The 13521-nt window shown below is 40.7% G+C and carries 17 protein-coding genes; 6 read left to right on the plus strand and 11 right to left on the minus strand.

The features are described from left to right. Positions 1 to 17 precede the first annotated feature (17 nt). Positions 18 to 491, plus strand: a complete 474-nt coding sequence (locus V7K84_RS30945; protein WP_334843898.1) for a DUF4385 domain-containing protein — start codon at positions 18 to 20, stop codon at positions 489 to 491. A 48-nt stretch (positions 492 to 539) separates the two neighbouring features. On the opposite strand, the gene V7K84_RS30950 is transcribed toward V7K84_RS30945, so the two are convergent. Continuing rightward, positions 540 to 914, minus strand: a complete 375-nt coding sequence (locus tag V7K84_RS30950) for a hypothetical protein (RefSeq protein ID WP_334843899.1) — start codon at positions 912 to 914, stop codon at positions 540 to 542. A 132-nt stretch (positions 915 to 1046) separates the two neighbouring features. After that, positions 1047 to 1304: a hypothetical protein gene (locus tag V7K84_RS30955; RefSeq protein WP_334843901.1), complete on the minus strand. Its 258-nt coding sequence runs from the start codon at positions 1302 to 1304 to the stop codon at positions 1047 to 1049. A 668-nt stretch (positions 1305 to 1972) separates the two neighbouring features. Between V7K84_RS30955 and V7K84_RS30960 the strand changes: the two genes are divergently transcribed. The 3 genes from V7K84_RS30960 (at position 1973) to V7K84_RS30970 (ending at position 3953) form a co-directional block, all read left to right on the plus strand. Continuing rightward, positions 1973 to 2149 (plus strand): hypothetical protein, encoded by a 177-nt coding sequence (locus V7K84_RS30960; RefSeq protein WP_334843903.1) that lies wholly within the window; start codon positions 1973 to 1975, stop codon positions 2147 to 2149. A 25-nt stretch (positions 2150 to 2174) separates the two neighbouring features. After that, positions 2175 to 3587, plus strand: a complete 1413-nt coding sequence (locus V7K84_RS30965; protein WP_334843905.1) for an amidohydrolase family protein — start codon at positions 2175 to 2177, stop codon at positions 3585 to 3587. A gap of 201 nt (positions 3588 to 3788) precedes the next feature. Further along, positions 3789 to 3953, plus strand: coding sequence for a hypothetical protein (locus tag V7K84_RS30970; RefSeq protein WP_334843907.1), 165 nt, complete (start codon positions 3789 to 3791; stop codon positions 3951 to 3953). A 39-nt stretch (positions 3954 to 3992) separates the two neighbouring features. Here V7K84_RS30970 and V7K84_RS30975 read toward each other — a convergent pair whose 3' ends face one another. The 4 genes from V7K84_RS30975 to V7K84_RS30990 form a co-directional block, all read right to left on the minus strand. Then, positions 3993 to 4595 carry a hypothetical protein gene (locus V7K84_RS30975; protein WP_334843908.1) on the minus strand — a complete coding sequence of 201 codons (603 nt, stop codon included), beginning with the start codon at positions 4593 to 4595 and terminating at the stop codon, positions 3993 to 3995. Between the two features lie 58 nt (positions 4596 to 4653). Further along, positions 4654 to 5673: an aldo/keto reductase gene (locus V7K84_RS30980; RefSeq protein WP_334843910.1), complete on the minus strand. Its 1020-nt coding sequence runs from the start codon at positions 5671 to 5673 to the stop codon at positions 4654 to 4656. Positions 5674 to 5784: 111 nt separating this feature from the next. Next, the gene (gene petJ, locus V7K84_RS30985; RefSeq protein WP_334843911.1) at positions 5785 to 6120 is read right to left on the minus strand and encodes a cytochrome c6 PetJ; all 336 of its coding nucleotides are present in this window, start codon (positions 6118 to 6120) and stop codon (positions 5785 to 5787) included. A gap of 55 nt (positions 6121 to 6175) precedes the next feature. Beyond that, a complete protein-coding gene (locus V7K84_RS30990; RefSeq protein ID WP_334843913.1) occupies positions 6176 to 6400 on the minus strand; it encodes a hypothetical protein in 225 nt (74 codons plus the stop codon). Between the two features lie 191 nt (positions 6401 to 6591). Here V7K84_RS30990 and V7K84_RS30995 point away from each other — a divergent pair, with 191 nt between their 5' ends. Further along, on the plus strand, positions 6592 to 7392 hold the full coding sequence (locus V7K84_RS30995; RefSeq protein WP_334843915.1) for a histidine kinase: 801 nt from the start codon (positions 6592 to 6594) through the stop codon (positions 7390 to 7392). Positions 7393 to 7657: 265 nt separating this feature from the next. Here V7K84_RS30995 and V7K84_RS31000 read toward each other — a convergent pair whose 3' ends face one another. The 5 genes from V7K84_RS31000 to V7K84_RS31020 all read right to left on the minus strand — a co-directional run bounded on the left by V7K84_RS31000 (position 7658) and on the right by V7K84_RS31020 (position 11652). Continuing rightward, a complete protein-coding gene (locus tag V7K84_RS31000; RefSeq protein ID WP_100898558.1) occupies positions 7658 to 7849 on the minus strand; it encodes a YqaE/Pmp3 family membrane protein in 192 nt (63 codons plus the stop codon). A gap of 129 nt (positions 7850 to 7978) precedes the next feature. Beyond that, positions 7979 to 8374 carry a phage holin family protein gene (locus V7K84_RS31005; RefSeq protein WP_334843917.1) on the minus strand — a complete coding sequence of 132 codons (396 nt, stop codon included), beginning with the start codon at positions 8372 to 8374 and terminating at the stop codon, positions 7979 to 7981. Positions 8375 to 8709: 335 nt separating this feature from the next. Continuing rightward, positions 8710 to 9060, minus strand: coding sequence for a 2Fe-2S iron-sulfur cluster-binding protein (locus V7K84_RS31010; protein WP_334843918.1), 351 nt, complete (start codon positions 9058 to 9060; stop codon positions 8710 to 8712). 13 nt (positions 9061 to 9073) lie between these two features. Continuing rightward, complete coding sequence (locus V7K84_RS31015; RefSeq protein ID WP_334843921.1) at positions 9074 to 11233, minus strand: Tex family protein; 2160 nt, start codon at positions 11231 to 11233, stop codon at positions 9074 to 9076. A gap of 293 nt (positions 11234 to 11526) precedes the next feature. After that, positions 11527 to 11652 (minus strand): hypothetical protein, encoded by a 126-nt coding sequence (locus tag V7K84_RS31020; protein ID WP_334843923.1) that lies wholly within the window; start codon positions 11650 to 11652, stop codon positions 11527 to 11529. Positions 11653 to 11766: 114 nt separating this feature from the next. Here V7K84_RS31020 and V7K84_RS31025 point away from each other — a divergent pair, with 114 nt between their 5' ends. Next, on the plus strand, positions 11767 to 11985 hold the full coding sequence (locus V7K84_RS31025; RefSeq protein WP_334843925.1) for a hypothetical protein: 219 nt from the start codon (positions 11767 to 11769) through the stop codon (positions 11983 to 11985). Positions 11986 to 13521: the final 1536 nt, after the last annotated feature.

Raw genomic sequence — 13521 nt, forward strand, 5'->3', positions numbered from 1 at the left:
TCTAATAAAAATCTATCATGGCTTTTGATTATTCTTTAGACTTTAAAATTATTGATTTTCGCCAACATCCTGAACTCTATCGCGTTGGGAAGGGTGAGCAGGGTGTACTTTTGGTAGAACCATACAAATCAGAAATCCTTCCCTACTGGCGGTTCAAAACTCCTGAGATTGCTAGAGAGTCGAGTGAGAAAATTTACGAGCTTTTTCTTGATTATTTAGAGAAAGATGATTTTGTCGGCGCAGATATGGCACGGAAGTTTATCCAAATGGGTTATACTCGCTCTCGCCGTTATGCTAATCATAAAAGCGGCAGGAAGTATAAACAAAATTCCGAAGATTCAGGTTCTAAAAAAGAGATTCTTCCCTATGAAGTAGACCCAGTTAAAGCAGAATCAGCGGCAATATTTAAAGCCAAGTGGGTAGAAGCAAAGACAAATGAGAAATATCAAGAGCTTTTAGCCAAACATAAACAGATGTATGAAGTAGATTAATAACCTTCGTAGGTCCGCTAGGAACGTAAAGCACCTTCTAAGATGTTTTTACTGCGTTATCCTGTCGCTAACATACTCTACCAAACAGCCGATGAGTCTTTGATACTCGCCAACGAGTCTTTTATACTCGTGAACGAGGCTTTGATACTCGCCGACGAGTCTTTTATACTCGTGAACGAGGCTTTGATACTCGCAGACGAGTCTTTTATACTCGCAGACGAGTCTTTGATGCTCGTGAACGAGTCTTTTATACTCATGAATGAGTCTTTGATACTCGCTGACGAGTCTTTTATACTCGTGAATGAGTCTAGAGGACTGATTGCAGAAACTTTTTACATTGTCGCCAATTAATTTAAGATTAACGCGATCGCATTTCCCTTTAACCGCCCAATGAAACTTGACTGCGGTCAAACAACCACCCATCGCCGACTATCTCCTCTAGACGTTGATTGAGTCGCGGGAGGAAATATTCTGGATCGTTTAGCCGTTGCTGGGCAAGCCAAGTACCAAACGCTTCCTGCGTCTCAATTCCTTGGGCAACCGCCGCCCCTAATATTAGGTTGACGCTAGCTCCAAGAGTTCCTTTAACTGGGGATGACCTTCACTCCGGCGGTTGCAAAAGAACATTGCGGTTGTCCCTAGCAAAGCTTCTAGTTCATCATTTTGAGGGACTGCATTACATAAACCACAGATTAACTGAATGGTCTGTGCTAAGGGGGTTTGAATTCTCAGCGTCAACCAGATTGCTTGAGCTAGGTAAACCAAACCGTTGCTTTCATCTGCTAGACCTAAGTTACTCAGAACTGTTACCAAATCACCGTATGCACGAACGGGCGCATCTAACAGTTGGGGGAGTACACCAACAGAACTAGCGATTCATGGCAAAAAAGTATCAAATTGCTAAAGCTTTAACGAACGGAATTGCATTCTCTACCAATTGTATTTCTGAATTCCTGAAGAGCGCTTGTTTGAAAGGACTATTACCAGTAAACCAAAAAGATCGTCTTCAGCCTGTAGAGGGAGATGAAAGGTGGTGTCAGAGGCGAAGACTTTAGCAGTTGACTATACTAACGTGAAGGACGTATTGCGGATTCTTCCGAATGGCTCTCTCCTTACAAGTCGTGGAGTGCAGTGGAATGGAATTCATTTGGAATACTATTGTCATCCTCCTTACGAAATCCCTGAAAATTCTTCCAAGCAGCACTTAATTCTCATTAACACTAAAATTCCTTTTTTAACCCAATGTGAGCAAGCGCTTGACGGACGTACTTCCAGGGCCACTCTTAGACAGGGTGAAGTGATTGTTATTCCAGCAGACGTTCTGCATTGGGCGCCTTCAAGCGGCTAGTTGGGGTCACACCCAAAGTATTTCTCAAAACTCTGTAAGAACCTGCTACAAAATAGAAGAATCTGCAAGAAATTAACCACATTCTTCTTTCATACTGGACTTGAAACCAGCATTCCAAATGAATGAGGGAATTATGAGTAACGCTTGGATTGGCAGTTGGCTATTTGTCATCGGCAGCTTCCTGTTCACGGGTGATGCCAGTATCGATGCGTTTGAAACCTGTTCATTTCGCGCGGTTGTCCGGCTGCTAGCCTGCTTATTATTTACCGTTGGATATTTTCTCCTGATGCCTCAAGCACAGCTTGAGTGACTGAAATACAAGTAGTAGGCAACTAATGAAGGAACAAAGCAAAATTAATAGACGTGAATTTTTGACAGGAGCAGGAGCGCTGGGTTCACTCGGTATGACAGTGGGATTAGCAGTTCCAGCAATTGGTAGACAATCAAAGGAAAACCTGCCCAGTCGCGGTGAGTTTGTGATCCGGAATGCTTACGTGATGACGATGGATTCAGCACTTGGAGATATAGCGAATGGTGACGTGTATGTGCGTAATGGCAAAATTATTGCCGTTGGAACTAGTTTGGTAGCTCCAACAGCCCAAAATATTAACGGGCAAAACATGATTGTCCTACCAGGTTTGATTGATACTCACTGGCATCTATGGACTTCCTTATTACGTAGTTTGTCTGGTGATAACGAAAAGCAGGGCTACTTTCGGATGACCGAGCGTTTGGGAAAGGTATATATACCAGAGGATATGTATCGCTCTGCGCGGTTAGCGACGGCTGAGGCATTGTTTTCAGGAATCACAACTATACATGACTTTAATCACAATGTACGCACGCTCGAATACGCAGAGGCATCAATCCGCGCAATTGCAGATGCAGGTATTCGTGCTCGTTTCTCCTACGGCTACTACAAAGATCAAGCATTAGAAGAAGCCACCCACTTTGACAGCATTGCGAGTCTGCACCGTGAAATGAAAAATTCCCAAAATAATTTGCTGTCTTTGGGGTTTGCTCCACGGGAAGTTTCTGTTTACAAGATGTATCGCCGTGATTGGGAGATGGCGCGCAACATAGGGCTTCCAATTACTGTTCATGCGAGTTCCTCGCTGAGTGAAACTGGAGAAATTAATCAATTGTCTAATGAAGGATTGCTCGGAAAAGATGTACTTATTGTTCATGCAACTGTGGCAACTCCCAAGGAAATGAAGCAATTAGCAAAAAGTGGTGCAGCAGTTAGCCTGACTCCCTTTACAGAGATGCGGACTGGTTTTGGCTTTCCCCCCATCCAGGAACTTCTTGCAGCGGGTGTATTGGTCAGTCTTGGAGTCGATACGACAGCATTATCGGGAAATGCAGATATATTTGCAGTCATGAAAGTTATTCAAAATGTTGGAAATGTCCACGCCCAGAGCGAGTTTGGGTTATCACCACGTCGAGTTTTAGAACTTGCGACTATTAATGGAGCACAAGCGATGGGAATTGATGACCGTGTTGGCTCTTTAAAACCGGGTAAGCGTGCTGACTTGATTATGGTATCAACTGAGAACCTTAACATGAGCGTTTTTACTGACCCAGCACATCTGTTAGTGGAAGCTGCTCAACCGTCTAATGTCGATACAGTCGTTGTTGATGGACGGATTTTAAAACGAAACGGTCAACTTACAGCATTAGACAACAAGCAAATAATTCAAGAGGCAAGAAATTCACTAATTGCTATACGACTACGCGCTAATTGGTAGTTCTAGTGAGCTTTAAGTGTTCAATAATCTTAAAGAGTGTCATTTCTACATTCTAGAATCAGCAACTCACTCTTGTATTTTCGTTCTGATGTTCATGAAGCGCACACTCTCATTGCTCATCTGATTAAACGAAATCTTAGAGGGCTGGTTAAGGTTGTTGAACCAAATCTCTCTCGGTAACTGTTCATCTCACTTTTAAGAATGTCAAAAAATACTTTAATATTGCAACAATTAGAGCAACTGGTTCCGAACAATCCTCAATGGTATGAGTTATGCCAAGCTTACAAAAATGCAGTTACGCTTCAAGCTTTAGTATTAACAGCGTGGCGACTGGGGCTGTGGTTAGCAAGAACAATGGTGAGGTGAAAGACATCAAAATAGTCTTCTGGGTAAGATTGCACCAAATTAGCTAATTCTGCAACCAAGCCGCTTTCCTCGACAATCAACGCCAAAGGCTGATCCTTTAGTTGCTTGCAAAATGTTCGCTTCTTCCCGCTCAAACCCTAGTGATGGAACTCTGGGATCTTCAGGAGAAGTCGCCATGAACAGCAACCGCAACGGGCGATTTTGCACGCCAATTATTTGAGTTTGACGCTGCTGCACAGAACGCACTGGTAAAAGGGAAAGATTCTGGCGTTCGATTAAAAACCCTGCACCATCATCTAGCAATTCCCAAGGCAGATGCGCCAATCCCAAGGCTACCCGTTCTGTTTCTGGGTTCAACCCCTGCGCTTCGCTGGTTTTAATTAAATCTAGATAAATCGTTTGCTCATCCGCCTCATCCAGCGCCCTTCTCAGCCATCCCTCTTTACCATCCAGCCATTGATAAAGTTGCCGTCCCAACTGGGTGAGATAAGGTAGATAATCTTTTTGTTGAGCATAATAATTTTGCTCGCACAAATCAATCAGCGCTGCCAACTCTGCTTTATCCAAGCGGCGCGAGCCATAATCACAGCGCAGTTCAAAAGTTTGCTGTTGACTGAGGGCGAAGGTGAAGTTTAGGGGCATGGCTGACAGCAGTAGTTTCCACAGTAACCTTCACCGTATTATCACCTTTTTCCCGAAATTATCGCCGATATTCGTCGCCGCAATCGCCGATTAGCTGATACAAATCGCGTGATTGGCGAGATACTGCATTGATGCGATCGCGATCGTCTTCATCTAAACTAAAACTAAATACTTTGGCGTTATCTTCTATATGTTCAGATACTCCAAGTCTGGCACCAACTATCACACCTCCTACAGTTGGCCGATCTAAAATGTAACGCACTGCCACATTGGAAATGCTTACGCCATGCTTATTAGCAATTTCCTTCAGGATAGCCAGCAACTCTTGAAATAATTGCCAACCACCCCAAGCATCAATCATATTTTTATATTTTTTCAAACTAGCAGTGGAGAGATCAAATCCTCGCGGTTCCGGTTTACCCAAATAGTTTTCTGATAACAAACCGCCGCACAGCGTACCGTAAGTAAAAAGCTTAATGTCATGCTGCTGACAAAACTCTACCATATTAACTTCAGGACGGCGGTCAACCAGAGAAAATTGCACTTGGTTAGAAACAATTTTGATACCCGCTTCAGTAATAATCTTCAAGTTTTCCGTGTCAAAATTAGTTAAACCTAGATGCTTAATTTTACCCTCAGTCTGAAGTTCTGCCAGATATTTGAGGGCATCCAGGTAATTTTTATCCTGATATTCCCACCAATGGAATTGCATCAAATCTAACGATTGCACATTCATTCTTCTCAAGGAAATATCAATATTTTCCTCGACGAGTTTTTTCGTCATTTTGCCTGGACGAGGCACCCATTTCGTAAAGGCTTGCACCTGAGATAAAGCATCTTTAGCACGAGTATCAATTAGTTGACAGCGAAACTCACCAATAAAATCTTCTGCCGGGCCATAATGATCTGCTAAATCCCAAGTAGTAAAGCCAGCATCTATATATTTGAACATAGTCTCAATAGCGGCTTGGGGATTGATCTGTCCGTGTCCGCCGGATACTTGCCACATCCCATTTAATATACGGCAGATGTTCAAATCGGGAGTAAATTGGAGACGACTAGCTGCGGGTAAGTTCATTTTCAATTTATGAGTGAAAAGTTAGGAATGGGAAGACTTAACAATTACTAATAGATAAATCATAACTGATAATTTTTAATTCCTAACTTCTCACTCCCAACTCTTAATTTTTTAACGCCAGTCTTTTTCAGCTTGTTCGAGAACGTAAGCAGCAACGTCTTGAATTTGCTGTTCAGAGAGACGCTCTTTGTAGGCTGACATATTATTTTTACCATTGGTAACTATAGATGTAACTGCCTCTATTGAATCCATCCCATACTTTTTCAGGGCTGGTTTTTTGAGATTTTTACCACGCCTGATGATGTTGCTACCGTTGATATGACAACCAGCACAATGAACACTAAATATTTGTTCGCCGTTAACTGTGTCTGCTGCACTAACAGGCAAAGTAAAAGTACTGATTAATAACAAAAACGTTACTAATACTAATGTAAGTAATTTCTTCAATGAACTTCTCCAGATTTGGACAGACTAGTTGTAGGCATAAGTATCAGAACTAATACTAGAGAGATTCAAAGTCAGTTGTAAATCCAGCAAAATTTGCACAATCTTCTTGAAAAGACTCTGCATCACTAACATCCTCAATTTTATAAGACATGATACGCGTGCCATCTGGCATTTTTTTGGAACCAATCAACTCACCTTGATATTTATCTGCGATCGCTTTAAAATCAACACCATAGATTTTCCAGGCATCACCCGAACAAGTAATATTTACTCGCCACATATTTCACTCCTAATTACTACCACTAAATATTCATCATCTCATAAATGGGCAACATCTTACACATCACCTCTTTGGGATTGGAATTTTCTATCTAAAGGAAGTGCCTAGCTTAATCAGGCTACGCCATAATGTTGATGTAAGAACATCTCTAGAAAATTTTATCCAAATTAGTTAAATACCAAGAGTTGAAAATGCCTAACAATATCAAGCAACAAATTCAAGCCGACTTGCAACAAGCGAAAGAAACTGGACAATTAAGAACCGAGAGGATTCGAGAAATAGTAAAATCCGCAGTTTCTCAAGTAGCTTCTGAGTTTAAACAAGGTTCTAGTGAAGTTCGTGGCATTGTGAAAGATGCAGTTTCTGCTGTAATTGAAAACTTCCAAGAAAAAGGTGGCGAACTCAAAGATGAAGTGACAGCTTCCATTGAAGGAGCGCTGGAAGGGATTAATAGCAAAAGACACGAAAGCATTGCTCAAACTCAAACAGATATAAAAAGGTTACAAGCTCAACTTGATGGTGAAGAAGAACAACTCCAACAAGAGGTTGATGTAATTTTGGCAGAGATTGAAGAGACAGGTAAGGAAAAACCTGCGAGTACCAAAACTGCCATTGATTCTGCTGTCAATGCGATTAAAGATAGTGAAGAAGTCGGATTGCTAAAGAAACGTTACGCGCAATTGCAAGCACAGCTAGCGATTGTCCGAGCTAATATGGCTGCACGCTACGGCGGACGTAATATGGAGGTTCAAGATTATCTAGACGAGGCTAAACACTGGTACGATAAGGCTCGTCCTCAAGCAGAGTCTATGGCTGTACAGGTAGGAGAGAAGCGATCGCAGTTAGAAGATAAACTGGGTGAAGCTGGTACATCTCTAGCCAGAAAAGAGCGGCAAATCAAACAAACCTTAAGAGAGTTACTTTTAACGGCAGCTGACTTATTCAAAGATAAAGAACCTGCTAAAAAAGAACGGGAGACTATTCACAAATAGGCTGCTTTAGCGTTTAATTGACTGAGAAAAAGAGGGTGGGAATTTCCCACCCTCTTTTGTTGAAACAACAGTTTTATTAGACTTATTGCATGAATCAAAATCCCTCTCCCAAGCTTGGGAGAGGGATTTTGAAATTGACTCCCCTTCTTCCAATATTGGGAGAAGGGGTTGGGGGATGAGGGCTATACCATTGCACAATTATTAAAAATAGTTAATGGGTAATTGTCGTGCAACAATTACCCATTTCTTAAATTACTATTGCGTATTAGTAAATATTTCCTTCTCTATTGAGTTGTTCGTCATGCTTGGCAATAACCCAAATTGCATGAATACTACCTGGTAGCCAACCTAGAACTGTGAGCAAGATGTTAATAAACAGAGTTGGGCCAATTCCAACAGTCAGGAAAACGCCTAAAGGAGGCACTAACAAACCTAGAAGAAAACGAACTAATTTCATGATTTTGCCGTATTTTTGTGAGTTTCTTTAATTACATTCTGCTGAAGATACCGAATTAGGAAATCCACCTTCAGCTCTTTTATTTGGAGTAGAGACGTGAAAAATTGGTCTTTCTACTCCTTATAATGCTTATCTAGAAGGTAATTCACCTTGGGTTTTTTGGCCACTGCTGGTTAACAGGTTTCTTTCAACAAAGTAGTTGTTAATGAAGGTGTTAGCAAAAGTTAGAATCACTGGCCCAAGAAGGAAACCAATAATTCCACGAACTGAGAACCCAGGAACTAGGACTGCTGCTAACCAGAAACACAAACCGTTGACGACGAGCGAAAATGCTCCAAATGATAGAAAGTTAAGTGGTAGAGAAAGAGCAGACAAAATTGGTTTAACTGAACCGTTAATTAGACCAATTACTAAAGCAGCAATTATAGCTGCGGGAAAATTAGCAATATTAACCCCTGGAACAACTAAATCAACAATCAACAGGCTCAAAGCTGTAGCTAGGGCGGTTAATAATGGTGTTAACATTTTTCTTACCTAATCACTAAAGATTTTTTGTAACTTCTTATCTCATCTTCAACTATGTGCTAGGTTTTAACCTCTCTTGCAAGATAGAATTTGGTTCTACCGTTAGGCCGATCATTGAGAAAAAGATAGCGCTTTTAATACTGCGTAGGTCTTACTTAAAAAAGTACTCCGAGGTAGGTTGGGGAGCCACTGCGTTGGGCGGGTTCTCCGACTTGTTCGCGCAGCGTCTCCGACAGGAGAAGCACGTGGCATTTGAGGAACGAAATCCAACATTTTCACAATTTTGTCGGGTTTCACTACCTTTAACCCAACCTACAAATCTTCTTAACCAATTACTATTGCGATCGCTCAGATTTTTCAGACTCAGGCTTATAGTAAAGGGCTGATTTATATAAGACTTGTTCTTGATGGGTTTCTAAAGTGCAATCAGACAAAGGATAAGTTACACAAGTAACAACATAACCAGCCTGTATTTCACTTGGACGCAGAAATTTTTGCTCGCTTTGATCGACTTCACCGCTAATAAGTTTAGCAATACAGGCAGAACATTCGCCTTGTTTGCACCCAGATGGTAGGCGGATACCAGCATCTTCCGCCATATCGAGAATATATTGATCGTCTGGCACTGGAATGGTGCGATCTAATCCAAGTGTAGGATTGATGAATCGAACTTGATAAACTGCCATCTGATGTTTCTAATTATTGTTTAACTGCTTTCATCGACAAACTAATCCGCTTTAGTTTCTCGTTGATTTCTAACACCTGAACTTTCACTACTTGTCCAACTTTGACAATTTTGTTGGGATCGTCTACAAATCTATCAGCAAGTTGGGATATATGCACCAAGCCATCTTGATGTACGCCGATATCAACGAAAGCACCAAAGTTTGCGACGTTCGTCACGATTCCCTCTAGTTCCATTCCCACCTTTAAGTCCCTGATTTCCTTAATTCCTTCTCTGAAGGTGGCATACTTAAACTCAGCACGAGGATCTCTACCTGGTTTTTCTAATTCGCTGAGAATGTCGCGGAGTGTGGGTTCGCCAACGCTATCAGTAACGTATTTCTTCAGGTTGGTCTTTTTGAGTTTTTCGGCAATTTGTGTTACCTGATTTAATGGCACATTTAGATCGGATGCGATCGCTTCTACTACAGAATAACTCTCTGGATGCACTGCTGTATTATCCAATGGGTTATCACCGCCACGAATTCGCAGAAAACCTGCTGCTTGTTCAAAGGCTTTCGGCCCCAGCTTTGGAACTTTCAAAAGTTGTCGGCGGTTTTTAAAGGCTCCATTCTGGTTGCGATAGGCAACAATATTATTGGCAACTGTTGCCGTAATCCCAGAAACGGAAGTTAGAAGTTCTTTGGATGCGGTGTTTAAGTCTACGCCGACGTAATTCACGCAGCTTTCTACGGTATCATCCAATTTCTTTTTCAACAACTTCTGATCGACATCGTGCTGATATTGTCCCACACCAATGGATTTAGGATCGATTTTCACTAGTTCTGCCAAAGGGTCTTGCAAACGGCGACCGATGCTGATGGCACCGCGCACGGTAATATCTAAATCGGGAAACTCTTCTAGCGCTACAGTACTTGCAGAATATATGGATGCGCCAGACTCATTCACCATCACCTTAACTGGTTTGCGTTCTATATTTTGCAATACTTGCGTGACAAATTCCTCTGTCTCGCGGGACGCTGTACCGTTACCGATGGCGATTAACTCAATTTTGTACTTTTCAATCAGATTTTTGACAGTTTGTGCAGCTTTGAGTCGCTGTTCAGCCGCTTGATGGGGAAATACTGCCTGATATTCCAAAAATTGTCCAGTTTGGTCGAGGACAGCAACCTTACACCCAGTTCTAAAACCAGGATCTATCGCCAGGGTTGGTTTCATCCCCGCTGGTGCAGACAGCAGCAACTCCCGCAGATTAGTTTCAAATGTCTTGATTGATTCTATGTCTGCATAAACTTTTTTATTGGAAATTACCTCTCCCATTAGAGAGACTTTCATCAAACGATTGAATGCATCCTTTAACATTGATTGATAAAAATCCCGAATTGTCCGTACTTTGGTTTTAATTTCTTTCGACTCAAGATAGTAAAGTACCGCATCCTCATCAAAAGCAATTTCAAAGCTTAATATTTTTTCGGTTTCACCCCGGCACAACGCCAGCATATTGTGTGGTGCAATGTTTTTTACCTTAATTTGATAGTTACGGTACATTTCAAATTTGGTTGTACCTTCAGGATAATCATCTTTGATGCGGGAGACAAATACCCCTTCCTCTAAAAGATAATCGCGGATATACGCGCGTAACTCAGCTTTTTCAGCGACTTCTTCCGCCAAAATATCAGCAGCACCCTTGAGCGCTTCTTCTGCTGTTTTTACTCCCTGCGTTTCTGAAATATACTTAGCCGCTGCTTCTTCCAAGGATGCAATTACAGCATTTTTGACATTTAGTGACTTGATGAAGTCTGCTAGTGGTTCGAGTCCTTTTTCTCTGGCGATGGTGGCGCGGGTGCGGCGCTTTGGGCGATAGGGTAGATATAAATCCTCAAGTTCGGTTTTTTGTAAGCAAGATGAGATTTTGGCTTTGAGTTCATCTGTAAGTTTACCTTGTTGAGCGATCGCACTTAAAATCGCCGATTTTCGTTCTTCCAGTTCTGTTAAATAAGTATATCGATCGGCCAGTTCGCGTAGTTGCACTTCATTCATTTCATCGGTGCGCTCTTTGCGATAACGTGCAATAAAGGGAATTGTTGCACCCTCCGCCAAAAGTTCCAGCGCGTTTTGCACCTGATGGGATTTGAGGTTTATTTCAGTTGCCAGTATTTGAGGAATGTTCAGCATTAGGTGTCTAAAATGAAAATGCTACTTCTAAAGGTAATATGCTAGATCCTTATCCTGGCGCAAGGCCAAAGTTTTAAGCTAATTTACCAGATGATTGCTCGCAAGAGTGCAATTGGCGAAATAGACAAAACCCACCTACGCAAGTTTTATAACCCTTTCAATCCGCGTAGATGAATCAGAATTTGTCTAGCACAGGGCAGCTTGGCTGATTGAGAAGAACGACAAAGCATCACCCACAGGAATTGTCTGTTTCTAAACACTACGCAATTTCGTGTAGCGTCCCATACCCACTTTTAAAGTTTGCTACGCACACCATCGACCACAGAAAAAATATTTGTCAAGCTTTTTGGCGCTTCATCTATCGCAATAATTATTCCAATTGGCATAAAATACAACGTCGCATAATTTTGATTTTCCATAATATTTATTTCGCTCGACTGTTGTAGCCAAAACCTTATTGGATGTAAGATTAACCACACTGTCAAAAAATTTGTTCTAAAAACACTACAACCTTTAGTTTAGAGGTTAGTAAAATGCCTTTGTTTTTCTTGATACCACTATGTACTGCTTTAGCTACAGGCTACTTGTTCAAAAAGAGTACTGATGAAATAGCATATCTTGCAGGTGTATTCGCAGCGATTAGCTTGATATTAAGTTTAGTATTAGCACCTTGGCAGATTCAGTTTGGATTATTAATCATTGTCTTCGTCATTACCAACAGACTTTTGCAGGATAATAAGTCTAAACAATAGGAAAACAACCTAGAGAAACCTCTATCCAGCCAAGGAAACTTAGGCTTGTTTTTGTTGATACCACTATATACTGTTTTGGCTACTGGCTACTTGTTCAAAAACAGTACTAATGAAATTGCCTACTTTGCAGCTATTAGCTTGATTTTAAATCTAGTACTAGCATCTTGGCAGATTCAGTTGGGATTGTTAATCATGATTAGCAACAGATTTTTGTGAGCATAATCAGTCCAAACAATAGAAAAACCTCTACCCAGCCAAGGAAAATTGGCGGACTAATAGCTCTGTCTGAGATATGTGAATTTAGATGAAGATTTTTGTGGATAGATAGAAAACAATTCAAACTCTCGATTGTCATCTAAAATTCTGGCTGTAATTTGGTGTAATCTTGTGCGCTCTTATCAGTGCCAGTACTGTTCTTCGAGCTTCAATTTTCCTTTGCTCAACTCTTAGCTTTGCATTTATCTAGTCTAATACTAACTCTTTACTCTACAAGTTTAATACCCAGAAATTACTTCATAAATGTACAAATTTTCCAGACAAAAATTCATAATGGAGGAGGAATTTTATTTTATGAAGATTTTGTTTAAGTGTATTTGTAAATAGATAAATTTTTGATAAAGTACAACGATAAATTTGCAACATACCTTTATCGTGGTATTCTAGTAAGTAATTGTATGTAGCAATAAATTGGGAGAAAAAAGCCTATTTAAAATTACGAGGATAAATCAAGCAAACCTAATACTAAATGGTGTAGAAATATCTCAAATTGAATGCAACCAACGTCAACTTAAAGTTGATTAGCCGACGCTAGTTTGCATTAGTTGTTTTGTTAAAAAGGCTCCATTTGGACATTCAGCAAAATTCCCCATAAACCTGTAAAGCGTATTACTGTAGATTGATTTATCTCCTCTCTATGATTTACGCCGCCAGTCAGACTTGTATTACTTATTGCGTTACCATACCCAAAAAGAGCACGTATACATACTCAATTTGAGTAAAAACCTTTACTTTTATAAATCGGCTTAATTGCCAGCCGAGATTACAGATATGTCTGTGAGTCGGGAGAAATTTTATGATATGTTCAGCACATTAATCAACTTTCCTGGAGCAAGCAAATAGAGAATATTTATCAATCCAGCTAGGTTTTATAGCTTGAGAAGATCGATAGTATCTTTAAAAGATTTCTACAGCAGGATACAACTGATGAAAGTTAATAAATGGGTTAATCAAAAATTCTAGCAATCCATTTTGGTTTAGGTGCATCTGTTAAATATGTGTGTGGAATCAGAGTTCAGCATCAGTGATGTCTACAACTGGCTACACCTACGCACACTGCAAACTTTGTGTATGTAGAGAGAATTTGTGACAAAGTTCTCAACCTTCTCTATGTCTGCATCTACTATTAGATTATCGCGATCGCGCTAAAAATAGCGTTAGAGCAAAACTGGGTAGCACAGAAAATATCTGTAATTCACAGTTGGGCAAACTCTAAATTGATTGTGCCAATTGCCAAGCAATAAACTGGTTTGCTTGAGA

The organism is Nostoc sp. (assembly GCF_036917315.1).
GTDB lineage: Bacteria > Cyanobacteriota > Cyanobacteriia > Cyanobacteriales > Nostocaceae > Nostoc.

What these genes read in the sequence shown, in the direction of transcription:
- V7K84_RS30960 (WP_334843903.1), top strand. Translation starts at nt 1,973, where the DNA reads ATGAGTAACGCTTGGATTGGCAGTTGGCTATTTGTCATCGGCAGCTTC.
- V7K84_RS30995 (WP_334843915.1), top strand. Translation starts at nt 6,592, where the DNA reads ATGCCTAACAATATCAAGCAACAAATTCAAGCCGACTTGCAACAAGCG.
- V7K84_RS31005 (WP_334843917.1), bottom strand. Translation starts at nt 8,374, where the DNA reads ATGTTAACACCATTATTAACCGCCCTAGCTACAGCTTTGAGCCTGTTG.
- V7K84_RS30975 (WP_334843908.1), bottom strand. Translation starts at nt 4,595, where the DNA reads ATGCCCCTAAACTTCACCTTCGCCCTCAGTCAACAGCAAACTTTTGAA.
- V7K84_RS31025 (WP_334843925.1), top strand. Translation starts at nt 11,767, where the DNA reads ATGCCTTTGTTTTTCTTGATACCACTATGTACTGCTTTAGCTACAGGC.
- V7K84_RS31015 (WP_334843921.1), bottom strand. Translation starts at nt 11,233, where the DNA reads ATGCTGAACATTCCTCAAATACTGGCAACTGAAATAAACCTCAAATCC.
- V7K84_RS31000 (WP_100898558.1), bottom strand. Translation starts at nt 7,849, where the DNA reads ATGAAATTAGTTCGTTTTCTTCTAGGTTTGTTAGTGCCTCCTTTAGGC.
- V7K84_RS31010 (WP_334843918.1), bottom strand. Translation starts at nt 9,060, where the DNA reads ATGGCAGTTTATCAAGTTCGATTCATCAATCCTACACTTGGATTAGAT.
- V7K84_RS30990 (WP_334843913.1), bottom strand. Translation starts at nt 6,400, where the DNA reads ATGTGGCGAGTAAATATTACTTGTTCGGGTGATGCCTGGAAAATCTAT.
- V7K84_RS30980 (WP_334843910.1), bottom strand. Translation starts at nt 5,673, where the DNA reads ATGAACTTACCCGCAGCTAGTCGTCTCCAATTTACTCCCGATTTGAAC.
- V7K84_RS30970 (WP_334843907.1), top strand. Translation starts at nt 3,789, where the DNA reads ATGTCAAAAAATACTTTAATATTGCAACAATTAGAGCAACTGGTTCCG.
- V7K84_RS31020 (WP_334843923.1), bottom strand. Translation starts at nt 11,652, where the DNA reads ATGGAAAATCAAAATTATGCGACGTTGTATTTTATGCCAATTGGAATA.
- V7K84_RS30950 (WP_334843899.1), bottom strand. Translation starts at nt 914, where the DNA reads ATGGGTGGTTGTTTGACCGCAGTCAAGTTTCATTGGGCGGTTAAAGGG.
- V7K84_RS30965 (WP_334843905.1), top strand. Translation starts at nt 2,175, where the DNA reads ATGAAGGAACAAAGCAAAATTAATAGACGTGAATTTTTGACAGGAGCA.
- V7K84_RS30945 (WP_334843898.1), top strand. Translation starts at nt 18, where the DNA reads ATGGCTTTTGATTATTCTTTAGACTTTAAAATTATTGATTTTCGCCAA.